We start from the raw sequence: 20,606 nt of genomic DNA on the forward strand, positions 1-20,606 counted from the left end.
AGCAAGTTATCAAGTCTGGCGAGATTGCTCGTTTCGCGACAACTTGTCCCCGGTCGGCCGTCCTTTGGACATTCGAGAAGGCGCGAGCATCAGGCGAGCACGGCCTCGGGCCTGCCGACCGGCCGCTTTGCGTAGACGAGCCACTCCGCTTGCTCGTTGGCGCCAGAATGACTGCGAAGCATTGGGGATTTGGCGAGATGGGCGTGGTCGCCGAAGATGCCAAGGCGGGCATAGGTAGCCTTCAGTGAGTCGATTCTCCCCATTCGCTTGAATTTATATAACAATTTCAATTATATATGAGTTCGCGGTTTTGTTCTGAATGGCGCGCCAGCGGCTCTAGAAGCGCTGCCAGATCAAAATCATCACGCAAATCATGGCTTTGTCTGCGCTCAGGTGGTAGCAGAGCAGTGGTCTTGGATGCGCGCGTTTGATGGGACTGATCAAGGACAGATGCGGGACGCACCGCGCTCAAGGCAAGGTGCCGGAGCGCTTCAGGAAGCCGTCGCGCGCGTCCACAATTCCGAGAAGCCCAGACAGGCCTTCCCCAAGAAATCGCTCGGTGCCAAAGTCCTGAGGGAAGCGAACGTCGCGGCGACGATCTGCGAAGGGGAGGGCTCGTGAGGCTCGATCCAAAGCGTGTTGAAGTAGCGTCAGGCTCAGAGCGGGCCGTCAACCTCTCGGTCGCTATATGGCGATACTGATCCCCAGCCTCGGCTTCGCTCGCTTCGACACCCGCGGCGAGCTGCGACTTGCGGAGCGTTTCAAGGACTTCCTCGAAGAGAACGCTGTCGTTTGGCACAACCTCCCGGTCGGCCCTCAAAGCCGGCATCCGGACTTCATCATCGTTCACCCGGCGAACGGCCTGCTCGTGCTCGAGGTGAAGGACTGGCGGCTGGAGTCAATCGTGTCGGCCGACAAATTGAAGGCCGAGTTGCTGACGAGTCGTGGCATCGTGCGCGAGAGCAATCCCCTTGAGCAGGCTCGCAAGTATACGTTCGAGGTCGTGCGCACACTGGAGCGGGATGGGCAATTGCTGTTCCCGGCTGGTCATCGCTTCATGGGCCGGCCCATTCTTCCGTTCGGTTTCGGGGTCGTCTTCACGAATATTACACGGAAGCAGTTCGATCAGACCAATCTCAAGGAGGTGTTCGCCGAGCATCTATGTATGTTCAAGGACGAAATGACGGAGGGCGCCGATCCCGAAGAATTCCGGTCCAGATTGTGGCGCATGGTTTATTCGCGTCTGGGAGATCCTCTGTCGATGCCGCAGTTCGACCGGCTTCGTGCGCTGCTCTTTCCCGAAATCCGCGTACGACAGATTGCTCTGCCTCTGGACGAAGCGATGGTGCCCGATCCATCCGACCGGACTCTTGCAGTCATGGACATGCATCAGGAGCAGATCGCGCGCAGCCTGGGAGAGGGACACCGAATTATTCGTGGCGTCGCTGGATCGGGCAAGACGCTCATCCTTGCCTTTCGAGCCGAACATCTGGCGCGTGCGGCGACAAAGCCGGTGCTCATCCTGTGCTACGCCAACGGCATCGCTGGGCGACTTGAGGATACCATGCAGAACCGGGGCGTGGAGAACCGTGTTCAGGTCCTTACCTTTCATGCTTGGTGTTACCGGATGTTGCGGACTTATGGGATACCCGCCCCATCCGAGCGAGAGTATCCGGACTACGCAAAGCGACTGGCTGCGAGCGTTTCAGAGGTCGTGAAGGCTGTAGATCAGGGGCATATCCCAACGGAACAGTACGATGCTGTCCTGATCGACGAGGCACACGACTTCGAGCCGCAATGGCTCGCGCTTGCGGCCAAGATGGTGAACCCGCGCACGAAGGCGCTGATGGTCGTCTATGACGACATACAGGCCATCTACAAGGGACGTGAGCGCCCGGTGTGGAAACAGCTCGGAATTGAAGCGACGGGCAGAACGACCGTACTGAAAGTCAACTACCGTAACACGGCCCAAATCCTTGCCTTTGCGCGACGTTTCGCTTCAGACGTGATCGGCGCTCCGGGCACGGCGGCCGATGATGAGCACGCCATTCTCTTGCCCGAGGATGCGGGTCGGCAGGGATTGGTGCCAGACGTGCGGCAGTGTGTGAGCATTGACGCAGAAGCGCACTGCATCGCCGAGTGGTTTCTCGGGCGGAAAAAGGCCGGATACGAGTGGCCGCAAATGGCTTGCCTTTATCCGGAGCACTGGGTTGGGGAGCGGGTTGCCCAGGTGCTCACCAAGCATGAAGTGCCGATCGATATGGCCAAGAACAATAAGAACAGAGTTTCGACCAAGCGGGTGGCCGTGCGGTTGCTGAGCATACACACCGCGAAGGGGCTCGAGTTTCCGTGCGTCGCCATTGCAGGGTTGGGCTTGCTCGGCCGCCACGGCGAGGCGGTCGAGGAATGTGTTCGACTGACGTATGTTGGGGTTACTCGGGCGACTCACGAGGCGCTTTTGACCTACTCGAGTGAATCGGCTCTGGTGCAGCGGTTGATCGCGTAGATCGCCAACGGGAGCGCCATTTCTCGAAGTCACCTTCCTTCCATCTCGATTTGATTTTTACACCCGCTGGGGGAAGCCCGTGGCATTGGCGATCAACATCCGAGCCGACAACAGTTCAGCGGACGAGATCGAGCGGTTGTGGGATCAGGTCGGCGCGTTCGAGGCCAAGGCGTCGATGCGTGCGCTCGGCTACCGTCCGCATTTTACATTTGCGATCTACGACGGGCCCACGATCGACGAGGCGGCCGCATGGGATGCCATGCTGGCCGCCTCAGCTGGCGAAACGCAATTGCGCGTCGAATTCAAGCGAATTCGCTGGTTTGAAGGTTCTCCGCTTGTGCTGTGGGCAGGGCCGGCGGTCGACGAGGCCCTGGCTCGGATCCATCGCACTGTCAGCGCGGCAATCGACCCAGCACATTGTCGTCCTCATTATCGGCCCGGCGCATGGACGCCGCATTGTACGCTCGGCACTGCCATCGCCGACGAACGGCGCAACGATGCGATTGCCTTTGCACGGGCGTTCGATCGCAGCATCGAGGTGATGTTCGACGTGGTGGATTGCGTTGTGTTTCCGCCTGTGCGGATCGTCGCCGAGACGAGGTTGGCGCCGTAGTCGGGCGTGGCTTCACGAATGGCGCGCCATCTGATCGCCTGCCGCGACCGAGGTGATCATCGTCACAGCCCTCATGGCGAGTGTGCGTGCATCCTGTTCGTGATCGCGGGATGGCCCGCGTCACCAACTGGAGACCAACATGAAGCGTCCTGACGAAACCGGTTTTGAAAACCGCGAACTGGCCATCGACGAACTCGACGGCGTTGCCGCAGCCGGCCTGTTTGGGCTGGATCAAGTCTTCTGCTGCGAAATGGATCGGCTCGGAATTCGCCGCGGCCGAGAACGCCGTCACCTCGGCGCTGGGCAGCAGCCACGTCAACATCACCATTCACCGGCAGAACTGAGCGAACGGTCTATTCAATCTGAGACCTCCGGGCCTTGCCCCGGAGGTCTCAGATATTGATCCAAAACCTTACTGCCGGATCAGCCGAACCACATCCTGCCTCAGCAGATAGAACGACACCGCCAGCAGAACCACGTCCTTCATCAGGAAGGGCACGTTTCCCGTCATGGCGGGAAATCCTCCCGCTGCGACATCCCAGCCCTCCGGCATGAACGGAATGATCGTGACCGTCGCGATGAAGGTGCCGGTCGAGCCGAGAGCGCCGAGGATTCCGAGCCGCTTGTCCCAGAAGCCCAAGAGCAGCAGGGTGCCGAACGTCCACTCCGAGGTGCCGAGGAAATAGCTGGCGCCGGCGTGGCCGAAGAGAGGATAGAGCCACCAGATCAGCGGGCCGTTGCTGATGAACGGGACCAGCCGCTCGAACTCGTACGGAAACCACTTCTGGTAGCCGAAGAAGAGGAACATGATCACCATCGAGGCCCGGACGAGGTGGTAGTCGAGATCCTCCGCAAGCAGGCCGGAGTTTTGCAGCGCGCGGACAAGCGCACTTTGCGTGGTGTTGGTTATTGTGGTCATGGTCGTGATCCTTGCATTGATGATCAGACTTGGCGCGGTCGCTTATGCGACTGCGGGGAAGTCGATCTCGGTGTCGTTGATGCGGTTGAACACGTTGGTGAAGACGGTGGTCGCGAACGCCAGGCTGATCTCCACCAGTTGCTTGTCGGTGTGGCCGGCAGCCTTGATGGCGGCGAACTCCTCGTTGCTGACGGTGCCGCTGGTCTGCGCGAGCTTGCGGACGAAGCGGATCAGCGCATCGCGCTTCTCATCGCCGGTCGCGCGGCGCTCGCGGATATTCTTCAACTCTTCGGGCTTCAGGCCCGCGAGCTTGCCGAGCAGGCTGTGCGCGGCGACGCAGTAGTCGCAACCCGCGACTTCGGAGATGATGAGCTTGATGGTTTCCTGGTCACGCTTCGAGAGCGAGCCTGCAGCGAGCACGCTGTCGGCGAGCAGGATGGACTTGAGCGCATCCGGCCCATGGGCGCCGATCGCGGCAAAGGTGTTCGGCACGCTGCCGACCGCCTTCTTGATCTGGCCATAGACTTCAGCGGTTGCGCCGGTTGCGGTTTCGAGACTGGGAACGGAAAGACGGGACATTGTTGGCACTCCTTGTTGGGGTTGGTGAACGTTTGCAGGGTGACAATAGGGTGCCGTTCTGATACTTTGAATGTCGATAAATCTCGAAGACATGCTCAAACGTCTCGAAATGAGCGTGTTCAGGAGACCGCGATGGATTGGCTGAGCCGGCTGTTCGAGATGATGCCCGTGCGCGGGCGGCTTGACCTGCGCTGCTCCTACGGCGCGCCGTGGCGCATCGATCAGGGACCGGGCAAGTCAAACGAAATCCCCTATCACGCCGTGCTGGCCGGCTCGGCGACGCTGGACGATCCGGCCGGCGGCCGACCGCTGCAGCTGAAATCCGGCGATATCCTGCTGCTCCCCGGCAATCCCAGACACGTTATGCACGACGGCAGCGGGACCGCGCCGCTGCCGGCACGCAACCGCGCCTCGCTCAATTTCACGATCAGCGAAAATCCCGGCGCGGGGGAACGGCTCGATCTGTTGTGCGGACACTTCGCCATCGCACCCCCGCATGACCGCCTGCTGCGCAGCTATTTGCCGCCGCGCCTCGTCGTGCATGCCGGCGCCGATGCCGGCGAGACGGACGCGGCGGGGCAACTCGTCGGCCTTGTCGCGCTGATGCGGAGCGAGTCCGCGGACGATCGTCTCGGTGGTCGCGCCATGCTGAACGCACTGTCGAGCGCGATGTTCGCGCTGGTGCTGCGGCTCGCGAGCCTTGCGGACGACGCGCCGCGCGGCCTGCTTGCCCTGGCCGGTCACCCGCGCCTTGCACCGGCAGTGGCCGCCCTGTTCAACGAACCGGCGCGCGCATGGTCGCTGCCCGAGCTCGCGCGGTTGTGCGGCATGTCGCGCGCCACGCTCGTGCGGCAATTCCAGGAGAAGCTCGGGCGCTCGGCCGCAGATCTCCTGACCGATATCCGGATGACGCTCGCGGCGAACGAGCTGAAAAAATCTTCGCTGTCGACCGGCGCGGTGGCGGAAGCTGTCGGGTATCAATCCGAAGCGGCATTCCAGCGCGCGTTCAAGAGCCACATGGGCATCACGCCGGCACAGTGGCGCAAAAGCCAGGCGCCAGGCCCGGACGTTTCCGAAAGGCCTGCCGCCGCCGACGCGACGCCTGCGGAGACGTCCGATCCTGTCGGCAAGCGAAGGCCAGCGAAGCGCAGTGATGCGTCTTCGCCGGCCTGATGTTTCGATACGAAGTGCCGATCAGGCCGGCACGACTTCGGCGGCCGGGTAGTCGGTGTAGCCGCGCGCGTCGCCGCCGTAGAAGGTCGACCGGTCGTAGCGGTTGAGCGGGAGGCGATGCCGCAGCCGCGTTGGCAGATCCGGGTTGGAGATGAAGTGGCGGCCGAATGCAACGAGGTCGGCGTCCCCCGCCGCGACGACCGCTTCCGCCGAGTCCGGCGCGAAGCCGCCGGCCGCGATCAAGGTCCGCGAAAATTTCGGCCGCAGATGCTGGGCTGCCACCGGCGCCTGGCCCTTCGCGATCTCCTCGATGCCCTTGATACGCGGCTCGACCACATGCAGATAGGCGATGCCCAGACGGTCAAGCTCGGTCGTCACATAGCCGAACGTCGCCGCCGGGTCGCTGTCCGACATCGATCCGTAGGTGCCGCTCGGCGCGATGCGCACGCCAACACGATCGGCGCCCCAGACCGAGATCGCGGCCTGTGTCACTTCGAGCATGAACCGCGCGCGATTTTCGATGCTGCCGCCATACGCGTCCGTGCGCTTGTTGGTGCCGTCCTGCAGGAATTGATCGGGCAGATAGCCATTGGCGCCGTGAATCTCGACGCCGTCGAAACCGGCACGCAGCGCGCGCCCGGCGCCGGCGCGAAATTCCTCGATGATATCAGGAATCTCATGCAGCTCGAGCGCGCGCGGCATCGAAAACGGGGCTTCGCCGTTCTTGGTGTAGGCATAGCCCTCGGCCGCAATGGCAGACGGCGCAACCGGCGCCTCGCCATTCGGCTGCAAATCAACGTGCGACTGCCGGCCGACATGCCACAATTGATGAAAGATGCGCCCACCCCTGGCGTGGACCGCGTCGGTGATGCGCCGCCATCCGGCGATCTGGGTATCCGAGTAGATGCCGGGCGCTCCGGCATAGCCGTTGCCGCGGATCGAGACCGGGGTGGCTTCGGAGATGATCAGGCCGCCGTCGGAGGCGCGCTGCGTGTAATACTCGACCATAAGGTCGCTCGGAATATCACCGGGGTCGGAGCGCATCCGCGTCAACGGCGCCATCACGACGCGATGGGACAATCGATAGCGGCCGACCGTGGTCGGCGTGAACAGCTTGGACATCGTGGCTTCCTTTGGGATCAAGGCTTGAAAAGACGACGGCCGATGGTCGCTAAAGCTTGCGCCCCATCGGCCGCCTCGTACGCCGTCACGCCTTGACGGCGGCTGCCCGCTGAAGAACCGGAATCATGTCTTCGGGTTCGGGCCGGCGGGTATAGTCCGGGTTCACTTCCGAGTAGAGGATCACGCCGTCCTGGCCGATGACGTAGCGGCCCGGCATCGGCAGCGTCCAGCTCGGATCGTCGTTGAACGTCGGCAGATCGTTCTTCAGCTGCTTGTAGAGCTCGACCAGATAGTCGGGCAGGTCGAAGCGCAGTCCGAACGCGGCGCCGACCTTGCCCTTGGCATCCGAGAGGATCGGGAAGGAGAGCTTGTTCTGGCGCACCGATTTGCGGCTGTTCGGGGCGGTCTGCGGCGAGATCGCGATCAGCGAGGCGCCATACTTGTCGAACTCCGGCCTCGCCGCTTCGAGCGCCTGCAGCTCCATGTTACAATACGGGCACCAGACGCCGCGGTAGAAGCTGAGCACCAGCGGGCCGCGCTTCAAGAGATCCGCCGAGTTGACGACGTTGCCTTCGGGATCCGTCAGCGAAAAGGACGGGGCGACATCGCCGGCCTTCTTGGCGTGCTGGGCGGCGCCCGACTGGATCAGTTCGGCGGTGGCGCGATGCATGATTTCGATGACGGCGTGAGGAACATTGTAGGGCGGCTTTCCGGCTTCGAAATCGGCTTTGAAAGCGTCGAGCTTGGCTTGCAATGACATGGCGTTCTCCTTGGCTTCTGCGTGGAGGGCGGCGGCGCCGCCCCGTTTGGTTGAACTCACACGCAGGAAGGTAAAGGACAGGGCGGTCGGGGGTAGCAGGACCGTCCGACTAGTGGTTATTCCCGGAAGGAATAAGCATCGTGCAGGCTTAGCAGCCGCGGCAGATGACCAGCCTGCGGTCCAGCTCCTGGTCGAAGCTCCGTTGCTGGCGCTCCCAGGCCGAAACGGCCTCCGATTGCGGGACGTCGGCCCGGTGCGGTTGCCGATGGCCGACCGGCGCAGGCCACGGCAGCCGCGCGCTCGCATGTGCCGGCGACAGCAGGCTGATGAAGACGGCTGTTGAGGCGACGGTCCGGATGAAGCGATTCAGGATCGATGAGCGGGACATGGCGACACTCCTTGGATAGAGGCTCGGGATGAGCAAGCTCCGTTGAGTGTCACCGTACTCATCGATCCGAAACGCTGAATGCCGCGTGGGATCGAAGACATGCTCGTTCGTCTCACCGTGACCGGGATCAGCCCGTCATGCGTTGAACGTGTGCTCGAAGAAAGCCACGAACGCGCGCGCCTTGGCCGTCGCGGCGCGACCGGTTGGAAGTACCGCCCACAGGTCGAGCGCAGGCAAGCTCCATTCAGACAGGACCGCACGCACGATGCCCGATCGCAGTTCGGGACTGAACATCCACTCCGAGGCGATGGTGAGACCTGCATCGGCCAGCACCGCAGCCCTCACGCCTTCCGCAGCAGTCACCCGCAATCTGCTTTGAACCTGCACCGCCAATTCAGTGCTCTCGCGCCGAAACGACCAGACGCTGCCTTCCTGGAGATAGATGACGGCCTGATGCCTGCTCAGTTCACTTGGCGTCGATGGCGTGCCGGCGCGATCGAAGTAGCCGGGCGTTCCCAACACGAGACGTTTGCATCGTGCGATACGGCGAGCGGTCAGGGTCGAATCCGACAACTTTCCCATGCGGAGCGCCACATCGATGCCCTCCTGAACGAGGTCGATCTGGCGGTCGTCCAGGACGACCTCCAGGTCTAGCTCCGGATTCTGCGCCAAAAACTTCGGCAAGAGCGGAATGAGATGGATCCGGGCGAAGGTCACCGCGGCGCAGATCCGCAATCTGCCTTTCAGCCCTGCGCCGGCTCCGCGCGCGGCAAGCTCGGCCTCGGTTGCTTCCTCGAGCGCGCGCCTGGCGCGCTCGAGATAACCGAGCCCGGCTTCCGTCGGGGTGAGGCCGTGCGTCGACCGCGTCAGCAGCTTGACGCCGAGATACTCCTCGAGCTGGGCGACAGACTTCGAGACGGCGGGCTGCCCCACCCGAAGTTGCCGGGCCGCTCCGGAGAAGGAGCCCGCTTCGACGACCCGGACGAACGTCTCCATCGCAGCCAGCCGGTCCATCATATTCTCCGCGGGAATGAACGATATTGCCCGCGTCCTACCTGCCATGCCGCGCGGAAGTTGGCCATCGCTCCAGGCATCCATGCCCGGGGCGATCCCGTCGGGCACAACACGCCAAACCTCTCTTGAGCGCCAGTCCGTGCAAGCATAATGCATCGGCTTCAGTGGAGGTGGTCGTCGCTGCCGGAATCTGCCTCTATGCGGCCTCAGCGCGGAGGAGTGTGACGATATGAGCGGTTTGGTGATCTCTGGCGGCCGGGTGGTGGATCCCGCGAGCGGGATGGACGCCGTTGGCGACGTGGCGGTGGTGGACGGCAAGATCGCCGCGGTCGGCTCCTCGCTCGGCGGCGCCGAGCGGGTGATCGATGCGACCGGGCTCGTGGTCGCGCCCGGCTTCATCGACCTGCACGCCCATGGCCAGTCGATCCCTGCCGACCGCATGCAGGCGTTCGACGGCGTGACGACGACGCTCGATCTCGAGGCCGGCGTGCTGCCGGTGGGATCATGGTATGAGCGCCAGGCCCGGAAGGGCCGCGTGCTGAACTACGGCGCCGCCACCAACTGGGCCTTTGCGCGCATCGGCGCGATGACGGGCTCGAACGCGGAGAGCTCGCTGGAAGCGTTCGGCAATGCCATGCGTGATCGCCGCTGGATGGACAACGTTGCGAGCGATGGCGAGGTGGCGGGGATCCTCGAGCGCCTCGCGCGCGGCCTGAACGAGGGCGGCATCGGCATCGGCATCTTGAACGCCTATGCGCCGGGCGCCGGCGTGCAGGAACTGACCGCGGTCTGCCAACTCGCCGCAAAGCAGGACGTGCCGACCTTCACCCACGTCGCCTACATGTCGCGCATCGACCCCGAAAGTGCGGCGGAGGCCTATATCCGTCTGATCGGCTATGCCGGCGCCACAGGCGCGCACATGCACATCTGCCATTTCAATTCATCGAGCAAGACCGACATCGAGCGCTGCCGCGTACTGGTCGAGAAGGCGCAGGCGCAGGGCCTTCCCATCACGGTCGAAGCCTATCCCTACGGCACCGGCTCGACAGTGCTGGCGGCGGCCTTCTTCAGCGATCCCCAGTTCGTCGAGCGCAACGGCACCGGTTATGACTCGGTGCAACGCGTGACCGATGGCTATCGCTTCCACGACCGCGAGGAGCTGCTGAAAGCCCAGGCCGAGGAGCCGTCCTCGCTGGTGCTGTGGCACATCCTCGACACCGAGAACAATGCGCATCATCGCGATCTCCTCGACATGTCGGTGCTCTATCCCGGCGGCGCGATTGCGTCCGATGCGATGCCATGGACGCTGTCGGACGGCAGCACCTACAAGGGCGATGCCTGGCCGCTGCCGGATGACGCCACCTCGCATCCGCGCTCGGCCGGCTGCTTCACGAAATTCATCCGCGAATGGGTGCGCGAGCGCAAGACCGTGTCGCTGCTCGAAGGCGTGCGCAAATGCGCGCTGATCCCCGCAGAGATCCTGTCGCAGAGCACGCCGGCGATGCGCGCCAAGGGCCGGCTGGCAAAGGACGCCGATGCCGACATCGTCGTATTCGACTACGAAAAACTCTCGGACCGCGCGACATTCACCGCGATGAACCGTCCGTCGGAAGGCGTGCGGCATCTCGTGGTCAGCGGCCGGCCGCTGATCAGCGACGGCGTGCTGGACGTCGCGGCGCGACCGGGTCGGCCCGTGCGCCGTCCTGTCGTCGGAGGCTGAGCCATGCCGGTCCCCATTCTCCTGGTGACGGGCTTTTTGGGGGCGGGCAAGACCACGGTCGTCAACCACCTGCTGGCGAACGCGGACGGACGGCGCATTGCCGCTGTCGTCAACGATTTCGGCGCGATCAACATCGATGCGGAGTTGATCGCGGGGGCGAGCGATGGCGTGGTGAGCCTTGCCAATGGCTGCATCTGCTGCTCGCTCGAGGGCGACCTGATCCGCACGCTCTCGACGCTGCTGCGGCGTGATCCCAAGCCGGAATACATCGTCATCGAGACCAGCGGCGTCGCCGATCCCAGCGACATCGTGCGCAATCTGATGGACCCGGTAATCCTGCGCGAGGCACCACTGGAAACCGTGCTTTGCGTGATCGACGCCGCAATGCCACCGTCCGCTCTGGACGATGCGCTCCAGCGCTCGCAGCTGCGCGTCGCCGATATCGTGGCGTTGAGCAAGCTCGATCTGGCCGACGAAGGCGCAGGCGTGCGGATGCGCGAGGCCATCCGCGCGCAGCGTGTGCCCGCCGTGGTGGTCGATGCGAAGCATGGCGCGATTCCGTCCGCACTGCTGTTTCCCGCGAGTGATGGCGCGCCGGCACCGCGCGAGCCGGGGCCGAAACGGCCGGCAGAAGAACGCTTCGAGACGTTGAGCTGGACCTCCGACCAGCCGCTCTCGTTGCCGCGCCTGCAACAGGCGATCGGCAAGCTGGCGCCGAAGTTGGCGCGCGCGAAAGGCCTGTTCGAGACCATCGAGCAGCCCGGACGTCTGATGGTGTTTCAGTTCGCCGGCGGCCGCGCGACACTCGCGCCGGGCGAACCCCCGACTGAAGGCGTGCCGCGGGCACGGATCGTCTTCATCACCGAGCTCGGGATGCTATCGAAAGCCGAGCTCGACGGAATCATGGAAGCTTGTGTCGCAACAGGGTGAGGCAGGCTGCGATCTACGGCTCAACTGCAGCCGCCGCATCCGCCACCACCCCCGCCGCCACCGCCCCCGCAACCACCGCCGCCATCGCCACCGCCTCCGCTGCTCATCGTCTGCGACGCACTGTAGACAGAGGTATGGGCGGTCCCCGTCAGGACGACAGGGCCGGAGAGCGCCAGGGCGAGAAGGAGTTCTTGATCGCGCGGCGCGCGCGAGGCCCGCTCATTCGAGGACTGATAGGTCTCCAGAATGTTGGTGCCGGCCTGCGTCCGCCGCGGCGCTTTGGCCAGCACGAAGCCGGCGAATGCAGTGAGCAGGATGAGGAATATCAGGAAGTCGACTGGATGATGCCGTGATGAGCCAATCACGGCCTTGGTGATCCCAAACACGATCAGAAGCGCGACGAAGGGGAGGACCTCCAGGCGGAAGGATGCCAACTGTTCGCGGGTTGGGCAATAGCCGGACTTTTCCAGGAGGTCCTGAATGCGCGTGACGACCGGGTCGATGGCCGTCTGGAACTGCTGCCGCGTCATGCCGGCCTGGAATTGCATCCGGGGCGGCTGGCCGATCAGGGTTGCCAGGGGCGACTGGTCGATGACGGTGATCTTGTATCCGTGGGGCTCGATGGTGGCGCCGTGTCCGGACGTGAGCCTGAGCAATACGGCGTCACCGAGCCGGCGTGCGCCGCCCGCCAGATATGCCAATTCCAGCACGCCCAGTTTGCCGGTCGCGCGTGCGGCCGGACCGATCTGCGATTTGAGGCGGAAGCCCAGCACGAAGACAGAGAATGCGAGAGCCAAATAGAGGGTGAGGAAAGGGCCGGCAGTCCAGTTGAACGGATTCCATTCCATCGGTTCACCTTTTGGATAAACGGCGGATCCAGGCCATGGGTCGCGGAACGATCAGCCAGTTGCTGCGGTCCGTCACATGGTAGCGGGGAGGCCCGAAGCGAAGATGCGTTGCCGGCCACAGTTCGGGGGCCGGTGGTCCGAAGAATTGTTCGTGCAGAGCCAGGGTTTCGGCATATTGCCGCCGATAGGCCATCTGGGCCTCAGGCCCGCCAGGCGTGGGATCATGATGCAGCGGTGCCTGAAGCGCCTGACCGCACCAGATCGTCCAATAGTCGCGCGAATAGATGAGGTGTTGGTGCCAGACCTCGTCGACCACTTCGCTCGGCGTCACCGGCGTCGGCGAGACGACGGCCAGAAAGCAGAAGCGTCGATAGGCATCGATGGCTGCACGCGCATTCTCGAGCGTCCAGCCATGATCGCGCGCAAGCCGATCGGTAAAGTTCAGGGGAGTATCGGGCTCGAAATCATGCTGCGCAATGCGCTGCCACAAGTCCTGCCGTGGCGATGTCCAGACGGGCTCGCCGGACTGAAGGTCGACCTTGAGCGGGGCCCGTTGCAACGAAAGCTCCGAATGACCGTCCATACACTGAGAATAGCATGGGACAGACGGGCCTTACGAGGGGGTGAATGATGACATTCTTACCCCAATGTTAAGGGGATGTCGGCCGCGCCGCAGGACTGTGTGTCGCGACATCGTGGTCATCGCGCGCCGCCGTCAATCCTCCATCGGTAACCCATCCCCGTGCACATACCATTCCGCGCGCGACGCCCAATGGACATGACGGTCGGGTGTCGCGCCCAGCGGCTCGTCGTCGAACGCACCGGCATGGATGATCGCCTCGCGCCCGCTGCGTGTGAGGTGCGGCATCGGGCTGCCGCAGGTTTTGCAGAACGCGGTGGCAAAACTTCGTGCATTGGGCAGGTCGAAGCGGACGACGGACGCCTGGCCGCGCAGCCAGCGCAGTGCCTGCGCCTCCACGATCACCTCGCAAGAATGCGCGGTGCCGGTCGCCTTGCGGCAGCGCGCGCAATGGCAGTTGAGGAAACGATCGAACGGACCTTCGACCTCGAACGCGACCTCGCCGCACAGGCAGCTTCCCCGGAATGCGGCCATCTCATTCCCCCTCCGGCTCGGCCGGCTTCTCGGCCGCCTCGTCCGCGTGAACCGCGGGAGCACCGTGTGCGCCACGCAGCCCGATCATGGTGTCGATCACGTCGACGTCGACCTTCAGCATGTCGAGATCGCGCGTCATCTCGCGCACCTCCTGGCCCTTGCGCGCCAGTTCCTCGGAAACGTCGACCGCCATCTTGCGCTCGGTCACATTGCCCTGCGTGTTGACGAACAGTTTTGCGCGCATCCATTCCAGCCGCGCCCGCTGGGTGTCGCGCTCGAACTTCTTCTCGGCATAACGCCGCCGCGCCTCCGCATAGGCACCGACCAGCGCGGTCTCCGGCAGGCTCCATAATTGTTCGACCGACATGGTCATGCCGTTCAGGTCCAGGGTTCGGCTCAGCGGAGGTTCACTCCGCGCCCTATCAGACCTTTTCGGCCCGCAATTCTCAAGGGGGCATCAGTGGGCCTGCGCCCGGCAGACTCACGCAAATTGTGCGAGGCCGTGGCCGACGGACCAGTTCTCCTTGGGCGCATCGAGCACGTTCACGAACACGTCCTCGGGGCGGATCCCCGGATTTTCGCCGAGCAGCTCCGCGATCCGGCGGTACAGCGCCTTCTTCTGCTCCGGGGTGCGCGAGGCGAACACGGTGATCTGGATCAGCACGGCGTCGTCGCTGCGTTCGACGCCATAGGCATTGCCGCAGCGGAAGTTTGCAGGTTCGTGCTCGCTGATGGTCATGAACTCGTCGCCCTCGGGCACATTGAGCGCCTCGCGCATGGCGCGGTAGAGGCCGTCGAGGATCGCCTGCCGGTAGGCGTCCGGCTTTCCGGCGCGCATCGAGATGTGAAGGAGAGGCATCAGCTGGTCCCTTTACATGCGGCACCGATCGGCCAGGCAGGCGCCGGCCGTTCGGCCCATTGACGAAACGGGCTATCAATCCCAACTAGTTTTTGACACTGTGTCCAGAAACCATGTTTTTGACGTCGTGTCAAATATTGATGACATTTAGAGGAGCTCGATTTGAGACCGCGCGAATTCGACAACGACGACGTCCTGCGCATCGCGTTCGACCAGTTCTGGCGCAAGGGCGTGCGCGGCACCTCGCTGTCGGACATCGCGCGCGACGCCGGCGTTCAGCGCGGCAGCCTCTACAATGCCTTCGGCAGCAAGGAGGCGCTGTTGCTCCAGGCCTATGAGCGCTATGCGGGCGGCTATCTCGTCGCTCTGCAGGAGGCACTTGGCGCCGGCTCGCTGCGCAAACGTCTCACCGCGTTCTTCGACCTGACCATCACCAACTTCCGATCGGGCTCGCCACCGCGCGGATGTCCGACGACGCGGGGGCTGATGGAGCTCGGCGCGGCTGAAGGCGAGGGGCTCGACGAAGACGCGCGGAAGGCTTTTGCGAACCTTGTGTCGCGCATCACCGCGCTGGTTGAGGATACATTGTCGGCAGGCGCCGAGCGCGGCGAATTCGACGGCAACCCCACGAGCGCAGCGCTGCATATCATCACGGTGACGCGCGGCCTCGCCGTGCTTGAACGCGCCTTCGACGACGAGCCGCAGCTGCGCAAGATCGCCGCCCACACCATCGACCTCGTGCTCGGCAAAGGCGGTCGCTAGGCATCAGCGGGCCGACTCCTGTGCGGGGAACCCGAATGCTTAAGGCTTTGCTAAGGCGAGCGGGATAAATTGGCATATCAGCCCCGCCAAATCTTGCGAGCACCGATGATTTTCTCTCGTATCAGTTTCAAGCTGGTCCTCATTGTCGGCATCAGCCTTCTCGGCATGATCACGCTGGCACCGATCGCACTGTCGACCCTGCGCAGCCAGATGATCGCCGATCGCCAGGCCAAGACACAGCACATGGTCGATGTCGGCTATGGCATTCTCGCGCATTACCAGAAACTCGAGAGTGACGGAAAACTCTCGCGTGAGCAGGCGCAGGCCGGCGCAATGGCCGAGATCAAGAGCCTTCGTTACGACAAGGTCGAGTATTTCTGGCTCAACGACATGACCCCCAAGATGATCATGCATCCGATCAAGCCCGAGCTCGACGGCAAGGATCTCGCCGCGATGAAGGATCCCTCTGGCAACGCGCTGTTCGTCGGCTTCGTTGACGTTGTCAAGAAACAGGGTGCGGGTTTCTACAGCTACCTCTGGCCCAAGCCCGGCTTCGAGCAGCCGGTCGGGAAAATCTCCTATGTGAAGGGCTTTGCGCCCTGGAACTGGATCATCGGCACCGGTATCTATCTCGACGACGTCGACGCCGTCTTCCGCGAGGATGCGATGACGTTCGGTCTGGTCGGCCTCGCGGTGTTTGTGCTCGTGCTCGGCGCCTCCTTCGTGATCGGCCGTAGCGTGACCCGGCCGCTGGCGAAAATCACTAACCTGACCGAGCGCCTTGCCGCCGGCGACAGTGCGTTCGAAGTGCCCTATACCAACCGTGCCGACGAGGTCGGCGGGCTCGCCAAGGCGCTTGCCGTCTTCAAGGACAATGCGTCGGCGGTGGGCCGGATGCATGCCGAACAGCAGGAGACGAAGCAGCGGACCGACGACGAGAAGCGCAAGACGATGACCGATCTTGCCGGCAAGTTCGAGGCGAGTGTTCAGGCCGTCGTCCGCGACGTCTTCAACGAGGCGCGCGCGATGCAGCAGGCAGCCCAGGGCATGTCGGAGACCGCGAACAAGGCGACCGACCGCGCGAGCTTCGTCGCGACCGCCTGCCAGCAGGCCTCGAGCAACGTGCAGACGGTGGCTTCCGCCGCCGGCCAGTTGTCGGCCTCGATCACCGAGATCAGCCAGCGCGTCGCGCAGGCCGCTTCCGTGGCCGACAAGGCGGCTGCCGACGGCCAGCGCACCAACGACACCGTGCAGGGGCTGGCCGCGGCCGCCCACAAGATCGGCGAGGTCATCGACCTCATCAACCAGATCGCCTCGCAGACCAATCTGCTCGCGCTCAACGCCACCATCGAAGCCGCACGCGCGGGTGAGGCCGGCAAGGGCTTTGCCGTGGTCGCGAGCGAAGTGAAATCACTGGCGAGCCAGACCGCGAAAGCGACCGACGAAATCGGTGCGCAGATCACCGCGATCCAGGCCGAGACCAACCGGGTCGTCGGCAACATCGAGAGCATCCGCAAGACCATCATGGAGGTCAACGAGATCTCCTCGTCGATCGCAGCCGCAGTCGAGGAGCAGGGCGCCGCGACGCAGGCCATTGCGCACAGCGTGCAGGAGGCGGCGTCCGGCACCGACCAGGTCTCGCAAAACATCTCCGGCGTCACTGATGCGACGGCCGAGACCGGCCAGGCCGCCGGCCTCGTGCTGCAATCGAGCGGACGCCTGACCGGGAAGCTGCAATCGCTGGAGAACGAGGTCAGCGCCTTCGTTGCGGGCGTGCGCGCGGCCTAGCGGCTCTCCACACAGCTTAATTCCGCGACGCGGCACCAATGCGGGCCGCGGCTGGACCGCTCTTGACTCCAGGTCCTCTAGTCGTTGACGTCACACGACGTCCGCTGCAATAGGCGCGGCGCGCATGCGTGCCCGGAGAGTCCTGAATGTCGTTCCAAAAGCTCCTGATCGCCAATCGCGGCGAGATCGCCATCCGCATCGCGCGTGCCGCGGCTGACGCCGGCATTGCCACGGTTGCGATCCATCCCGCAGATGACGCGCTATCGTTGCATGTGCGTGTTGCCGACGAGGCGGTCGAAATCTCCGGTCGCGGCGCGCGGGCCTATCTCGACATCGAAGCGGTGGTGAAGGCGGCGAAGAGCGCTGGCTGCGATTCCGTGCATCCCGGCTACGGCTTCCTCAGCGAGAACGAGGCGTTCGCGAAGGCCTGCGCGGATGCGAACGTCACCTTCGTCGGACCGAAGGCGGCCGCGCTGGAATTGTTCGGCGACAAGGTGGCCGCACGGCAATTGGCAAAGCGCTGCGGCGTGCCGATCATCGCCGGCACCAGCGGCCCGTCGAGCCTGGAGGAAATCACGGCGTTCTTTGCCTCGCTCGGCAGCCATGCGGCGATCGTGATCAAGGCCATGGCCGGCGGCGGCGGCCGCGGCATGCGCGTTGTCGAGAATGCAGCCGATCTCGCGGAAGCTTATGCGCGCTGCCAATCCGAGGCCAAGGCAGCGTTCGGCTTCGACGGCGTCTATGCCGAGCGGCTGATCCGGCAAGCCCGTCATATCGAGGTGCAGATCATCGGCGACCGCCATGGCGCGATCTCGCATCTCTGGGAGCGCGAATGCACCATCCAGCGCCGGCATCAGAAGCTCATCGAGGTCGCGCCGAGCCCTTCACTGAGCGACGGCTTGCGGGGCCGCATCATCGAGGCGGCGAAGCAGCTCGCGACGGCCGCGTCTTACGACAATCTCGGCACCTTCGAGTTCCTGGTCGACGGCAGCGCCGAGGACAGCTTTGCCTTCATCGAGGCCAATCCACGGCTCCAGGTCGAGCACACCGTGACGGAGGAGGTGCTCGGCCTCGACCTCGTGCGCGCCCAGCTCGCGATTGCCGCAGGCAGCACATTGGCCTCGCTCGGCCTTGCGCAGGGCGCGATCCCGAAGCCGCGCGGCTATGCCATGCAGCTGCGCGTCAACATGGAGACGCTGGACGAGAGTGGCGCGACGCATCCGACCGGGGGCGTGCTCGCCGTGTTCGAGCCGCCGTCGGGGCCCGGCGTCCGCGTCGATAGCTTTGGCTATGCCGGCTACAAGACCAGCGCGGCCTTCGACTCGCTGCTGGCCAAGGTCATCGTGCATACGCCGGGTGAAGCCTGGCATGACGTCGTGGCAAAAGCCTCACGCGCCCTGCGCGAGTTTCGGATCGACGGCGTCGTCACCAACATCGCTTTCCTCCAAGCGGTGCTGGCGCATCCCGATTTCAGGACCAACCGCATCGCGACTGATTTCATTGATCGCAACATCGCAAAGCTCGTCGAGGCGGCGGATGGCGCAGCCAAGCCGCTGTACTTTGCCGCGGCCGAGCGAACCGGCGCTCACGGTGCCGAGACCCACGTGGCACAAGCCGTGCCTGAAGGCGCAGTCGCAGTCGCGGCGCCCCTGCAGGGAACCATCGTCACCATTCAGGTGAAGGAAGGTGAGGTCGTGCGCCCTGGCCAGCAGCTCGCTGTGATCGAGTCCATGAAGATGGAGCATCTGGTCATGGCCGAGCAAGGCGGGCGAGTGACAAAGCTCGTCGCCGGCGACGGCGTCACGCTGCTGCATGGCGAGCCGATCCTGTATCTCGAACCGCTCGACGTCGCCGCCGATCGCGCGGCGGCCGAAGCCGACATCGATCTCGACCACATCCGTCCCGATCTTGCCGAGCTGATCGCGCGCCAGGCCAATACGCTCGACGCGAACCGCCCGGCCTCGGTCGAGCGCCGCCGCAACACCAATCAGCGTACCGCACGCGAGAACGTCGCCCAGCTCGTCGACGACGGCTCGTTCATGGAATATGGCAGCCTCGCCATTGCCGCCCAGCGGCGGCGTCGCAAGCTCGACGATCTCATCAAGAACACCCCGGCCGACGGCCTCGTGATGGGCGTTGCCACCGTCAACGCCGAAAAGTTCGGCAGCGAAGCCGCTCGCTGCATTGTCGTGGCCTATGACTACACTGTGCTCGCGGGCACGCAGGGCCATATGAACCACAAGAAGATCGACCGCATGCTCTCGCTGGCGGAAGATTGGCGCGTGCCGCTGGTGTTCTATGCGGAGGGCGGCGGCGGCCGGCCGGGCGATACCGACCGGCTCGGCATGACCGGCCTCGACGGCCCGTCCTTCGTGCAGTTCGCAAGGCTGTCTGGTCTTGTGCCGGTGATCGGTGTCGTCTCCGGCTATTGCTTCGCCGGCAATGCCGCGATGCTCGGCTGCTGCGACGTCATCATCGCCACCAAAAATGCCTCGATCGGCATGGGCGGCCCGGCGATGATCGAAGGTGGCGGGCTCGGCGTCTATCACCCGGCCGAGGTCGGTCCGGTCTCGTTCCAGTCGCCGAACGGCGTCATCGACATCGTGGTTGAGGACGAGGAAGAGGCGACAGCCGTCGCGCAAAAATACCTGTCTTATTTCCAGGGCGCGGTAACGGAGTGGCAGGCCGCCGACCAGCGCCTGCTCCGCCGCGCGATTCCTGAGAACCGCTTGCGCGTCTACGACATCCGCAGCGTGATCGACCTCGTCGCGGACAAGGATTCGGTGCTGGAGCTGCGCCGCGACTATGGCGTCGGCATGATCACCGCGCTGATCCGCATCGAGGGCAAGCCGTTCGGCCTGATCGCCAACAATCCGCGCCATCTCGGCGGTGCGATCGACGCCGACGCCGGCGACAAGGCCGCGCGTTTCCTCCAGCTCTGCGACGCCTTCGATCTGCCGATCGTCTCGCTCTGCGACACGCCCGGCTTCATGGTCGGCCCGGAAGCCGAGAAGACCGCGATCGTGCGTCACGTCTCGCGCATGTTCGTCACTGGTGCGAGCCTCACGGTGCCCTTGTTTGGCATCGTGCTGCGCAAGGGCTACGGGCTCGGCGCGCAGTCGATGATCGGCGGCGGCTTCCACGCCTCCTTCTTCACCGCGGCGTGGCCGACCGGCGAGTTCGGCGGCATGGGCCTGGAGGGCTATGTTCGCCTCGGCTTCCGCAAGGAGATGGAGGCGATCGCCGACCCCGAGGAACGGGAGACCTACTATCGCAACAAGGTCGCCGAGCTCTACGCCAACGGCAAGGCGGTCTCGATCGCCTCGGTGTTCGAGATCGACAACGTCATCGACCCCGCCGAGACGCGGCGCTGGATCATGGCGGGCCTGCGCTCGGTGCCGAATCCGCCGGCGCGGACGGAGAAGAAGCGGCCGTGCATCGACACGTGGTGAGCGCAGTGCAGCAATAGCCTGCGTCCCGGTTCCCGATTGACATCCCCGCCTGTGGTGCC

The 20,606-nt window shown here is 64.2% G+C and carries 20 protein-coding genes; 9 read left to right on the forward strand and 11 right to left on the reverse strand.

What is annotated here, in order from left to right; translation table 11 throughout:
• Window positions 1–688 precede the first annotated feature (688 nt).
• The 3 genes from YUA_RS0127800 to YUA_RS0127810 all read left to right on the forward strand — a co-directional run bounded on the left by YUA_RS0127800 (window position 689) and on the right by YUA_RS0127810 (window position 3,522).
• Window positions 689–2,506, forward strand: coding sequence for a DEAD/DEAH box helicase (locus tag YUA_RS0127800; protein ID WP_027533637.1), 1,818 nt, complete (start codon window positions 689–691; stop codon window positions 2,504–2,506).
• A gap of 79 nt (window positions 2,507–2,585) precedes the next feature.
• The gene (locus tag YUA_RS0127805) at window positions 2,586–3,119 is read left to right on the forward strand and encodes a 2'-5' RNA ligase family protein (protein WP_027533638.1); all 534 of its coding nucleotides are present in this window, start codon (window positions 2,586–2,588) and stop codon (window positions 3,117–3,119) included.
• Between the two features lie 139 nt (window positions 3,120–3,258).
• Window positions 3,259–3,522 (forward strand): hypothetical protein, encoded by a 264-nt coding sequence (locus tag YUA_RS0127810; protein WP_156947282.1) that lies wholly within the window; start codon window positions 3,259–3,261, stop codon window positions 3,520–3,522.
• A gap of 9 nt (window positions 3,523–3,531) precedes the next feature.
• On the opposite strand, the gene YUA_RS0127815 is transcribed toward YUA_RS0127810, so the two are convergent.
• Both YUA_RS0127815 and YUA_RS0127820 read right to left on the reverse strand, forming a co-directional pair.
• Window positions 3,532–4,038, reverse strand: a complete 507-nt coding sequence (locus tag YUA_RS0127815; protein WP_027533640.1) for a YkgB family protein — start codon at window positions 4,036–4,038, stop codon at window positions 3,532–3,534.
• 42 nt (window positions 4,039–4,080) lie between these two features.
• Window positions 4,081–4,617, reverse strand: a complete 537-nt coding sequence (locus tag YUA_RS0127820; protein WP_027533641.1) for a carboxymuconolactone decarboxylase family protein — start codon at window positions 4,615–4,617, stop codon at window positions 4,081–4,083.
• A 132-nt stretch (window positions 4,618–4,749) separates the two neighbouring features.
• Here YUA_RS0127820 and YUA_RS45230 point away from each other — a divergent pair, with 132 nt between their 5' ends.
• The gene (locus YUA_RS45230; protein WP_051383416.1) at window positions 4,750–5,790 is read left to right on the forward strand and encodes an AraC family transcriptional regulator; all 1,041 of its coding nucleotides are present in this window, start codon (window positions 4,750–4,752) and stop codon (window positions 5,788–5,790) included.
• Window positions 5,791–5,811: 21 nt separating this feature from the next.
• Here YUA_RS45230 and YUA_RS0127830 read toward each other — a convergent pair whose 3' ends face one another.
• The 4 genes from YUA_RS0127830 to YUA_RS0127845 form a co-directional block, all read right to left on the reverse strand.
• Window positions 5,812–6,912 (reverse strand): alkene reductase, encoded by a 1,101-nt coding sequence (locus YUA_RS0127830; protein WP_027533642.1) that lies wholly within the window; start codon window positions 6,910–6,912, stop codon window positions 5,812–5,814.
• An 85-nt stretch (window positions 6,913–6,997) separates the two neighbouring features.
• Window positions 6,998–7,672 (reverse strand): peroxiredoxin-like family protein, encoded by a 675-nt coding sequence (locus YUA_RS0127835; protein ID WP_027533643.1) that lies wholly within the window; start codon window positions 7,670–7,672, stop codon window positions 6,998–7,000.
• Between the two features lie 148 nt (window positions 7,673–7,820).
• On the reverse strand, window positions 7,821–8,060 hold the full coding sequence (locus YUA_RS0127840; RefSeq protein WP_035972059.1) for a hypothetical protein: 240 nt from the start codon (window positions 8,058–8,060) through the stop codon (window positions 7,821–7,823).
• A gap of 135 nt (window positions 8,061–8,195) precedes the next feature.
• Complete coding sequence (locus YUA_RS0127845; RefSeq protein ID WP_027533645.1) at window positions 8,196–9,074, reverse strand: LysR family transcriptional regulator; 879 nt, start codon at window positions 9,072–9,074, stop codon at window positions 8,196–8,198.
• A 229-nt stretch (window positions 9,075–9,303) separates the two neighbouring features.
• Here YUA_RS0127845 and YUA_RS0127850 point away from each other — a divergent pair, with 229 nt between their 5' ends.
• Together YUA_RS0127850 and YUA_RS0127855 are read left to right on the forward strand one after the other, a co-directional pair.
• Window positions 9,304–10,794: an amidohydrolase family protein gene (locus tag YUA_RS0127850; RefSeq protein ID WP_027533646.1), complete on the forward strand. Its 1,491-nt coding sequence runs from the start codon at window positions 9,304–9,306 to the stop codon at window positions 10,792–10,794.
• A gap of 3 nt (window positions 10,795–10,797) precedes the next feature.
• Window positions 10,798–11,724, forward strand: coding sequence for a GTP-binding protein (locus YUA_RS0127855; RefSeq protein WP_027533647.1), 927 nt, complete (start codon window positions 10,798–10,800; stop codon window positions 11,722–11,724).
• A gap of 20 nt (window positions 11,725–11,744) precedes the next feature.
• On the opposite strand, the gene YUA_RS0127860 is transcribed toward YUA_RS0127855, so the two are convergent.
• The 5 genes from YUA_RS0127860 to YUA_RS0127880 all read right to left on the reverse strand — a co-directional run bounded on the left by YUA_RS0127860 (window position 11,745) and on the right by YUA_RS0127880 (window position 14,545).
• Window positions 11,745–12,572, reverse strand: coding sequence for a TIGR04222 domain-containing membrane protein (locus YUA_RS0127860; RefSeq protein WP_027533648.1), 828 nt, complete (start codon window positions 12,570–12,572; stop codon window positions 11,745–11,747).
• 4 nt (window positions 12,573–12,576) lie between these two features.
• The gene (locus tag YUA_RS0127865; RefSeq protein ID WP_245285277.1) at window positions 12,577–13,131 is read right to left on the reverse strand and encodes a hypothetical protein; all 555 of its coding nucleotides are present in this window, start codon (window positions 13,129–13,131) and stop codon (window positions 12,577–12,579) included.
• 156 nt (window positions 13,132–13,287) lie between these two features.
• A complete protein-coding gene (locus tag YUA_RS0127870) occupies window positions 13,288–13,686 on the reverse strand; it encodes a GFA family protein (protein WP_027533650.1) in 399 nt (132 codons plus the stop codon).
• A 1-nt stretch (window position 13,687) separates the two neighbouring features.
• The gene (locus YUA_RS0127875; protein WP_027533651.1) at window positions 13,688–14,059 is read right to left on the reverse strand and encodes a hypothetical protein; all 372 of its coding nucleotides are present in this window, start codon (window positions 14,057–14,059) and stop codon (window positions 13,688–13,690) included.
• Between the two features lie 108 nt (window positions 14,060–14,167).
• Window positions 14,168–14,545 carry a tautomerase family protein gene (locus YUA_RS0127880; RefSeq protein ID WP_027533652.1) on the reverse strand — a complete coding sequence of 126 codons (378 nt, stop codon included), beginning with the start codon at window positions 14,543–14,545 and terminating at the stop codon, window positions 14,168–14,170.
• 162 nt (window positions 14,546–14,707) lie between these two features.
• Here YUA_RS0127880 and YUA_RS0127885 point away from each other — a divergent pair, with 162 nt between their 5' ends.
• The 3 genes from YUA_RS0127885 (at window position 14,708) to YUA_RS0127895 (ending at window position 20,547) form a co-directional block, all read left to right on the forward strand.
• Window positions 14,708–15,307, forward strand: a complete 600-nt coding sequence (locus YUA_RS0127885) for a TetR/AcrR family transcriptional regulator (protein ID WP_027533653.1) — start codon at window positions 14,708–14,710, stop codon at window positions 15,305–15,307.
• A gap of 105 nt (window positions 15,308–15,412) precedes the next feature.
• Window positions 15,413–17,095, forward strand: coding sequence for a methyl-accepting chemotaxis protein (locus YUA_RS0127890; RefSeq protein WP_027533654.1), 1,683 nt, complete (start codon window positions 15,413–15,415; stop codon window positions 17,093–17,095).
• A 146-nt stretch (window positions 17,096–17,241) separates the two neighbouring features.
• Window positions 17,242–20,547: a carboxyl transferase domain-containing protein gene (locus tag YUA_RS0127895; protein WP_027533655.1), complete on the forward strand. Its 3,306-nt coding sequence runs from the start codon at window positions 17,242–17,244 to the stop codon at window positions 20,545–20,547.
• Window positions 20,548–20,606: the final 59 nt, after the last annotated feature.

Source organism: Bradyrhizobium sp. WSM3983 (assembly GCF_000473045.1).
In the GTDB taxonomy this organism is placed as follows: Bacteria; Pseudomonadota; Alphaproteobacteria; order Rhizobiales; family Xanthobacteraceae; genus Bradyrhizobium.

Excerpts from the sequence above, each read along its gene's own strand:
- YUA_RS45230 (WP_051383416.1), top strand. The coding sequence starts at position 4,750 with ATGGATTGGCTGAGCCGGCTGTTCGAGATGATGCCCGTGCGCGGGCGG.
- YUA_RS0127890 (WP_027533654.1), top strand. The coding sequence starts at position 15,413 with ATGATTTTCTCTCGTATCAGTTTCAAGCTGGTCCTCATTGTCGGCATC.
- YUA_RS0127840 (WP_035972059.1), bottom strand. The coding sequence starts at position 8,060 with ATGTCCCGCTCATCGATCCTGAATCGCTTCATCCGGACCGTCGCCTCA.
- YUA_RS0127895 (WP_027533655.1), top strand. The coding sequence starts at position 17,242 with ATGTCGTTCCAAAAGCTCCTGATCGCCAATCGCGGCGAGATCGCCATC.
- YUA_RS0127800 (WP_027533637.1), top strand. The coding sequence starts at position 689 with ATGGCGATACTGATCCCCAGCCTCGGCTTCGCTCGCTTCGACACCCGC.
- YUA_RS0127855 (WP_027533647.1), top strand. The coding sequence starts at position 10,798 with ATGCCGGTCCCCATTCTCCTGGTGACGGGCTTTTTGGGGGCGGGCAAG.
- YUA_RS0127835 (WP_027533643.1), bottom strand. The coding sequence starts at position 7,672 with ATGTCATTGCAAGCCAAGCTCGACGCTTTCAAAGCCGATTTCGAAGCC.
- YUA_RS0127845 (WP_027533645.1), bottom strand. The coding sequence starts at position 9,074 with ATGGACCGGCTGGCTGCGATGGAGACGTTCGTCCGGGTCGTCGAAGCG.
- YUA_RS0127870 (WP_027533650.1), bottom strand. The coding sequence starts at position 13,686 with ATGGCCGCATTCCGGGGAAGCTGCCTGTGCGGCGAGGTCGCGTTCGAG.
- YUA_RS0127820 (WP_027533641.1), bottom strand. The coding sequence starts at position 4,617 with ATGTCCCGTCTTTCCGTTCCCAGTCTCGAAACCGCAACCGGCGCAACC.
- YUA_RS0127810 (WP_156947282.1), top strand. The coding sequence starts at position 3,259 with ATGAAGCGTCCTGACGAAACCGGTTTTGAAAACCGCGAACTGGCCATC.
- YUA_RS0127880 (WP_027533652.1), bottom strand. The coding sequence starts at position 14,545 with ATGCCTCTCCTTCACATCTCGATGCGCGCCGGAAAGCCGGACGCCTAC.
- YUA_RS0127850 (WP_027533646.1), top strand. The coding sequence starts at position 9,304 with ATGAGCGGTTTGGTGATCTCTGGCGGCCGGGTGGTGGATCCCGCGAGC.
- YUA_RS0127815 (WP_027533640.1), bottom strand. The coding sequence starts at position 4,038 with ATGACCACAATAACCAACACCACGCAAAGTGCGCTTGTCCGCGCGCTG.
- YUA_RS0127860 (WP_027533648.1), bottom strand. The coding sequence starts at position 12,572 with ATGGAATGGAATCCGTTCAACTGGACTGCCGGCCCTTTCCTCACCCTC.
- YUA_RS0127875 (WP_027533651.1), bottom strand. The coding sequence starts at position 14,059 with ATGACCATGTCGGTCGAACAATTATGGAGCCTGCCGGAGACCGCGCTG.
- YUA_RS0127830 (WP_027533642.1), bottom strand. The coding sequence starts at position 6,912 with ATGTCCAAGCTGTTCACGCCGACCACGGTCGGCCGCTATCGATTGTCC.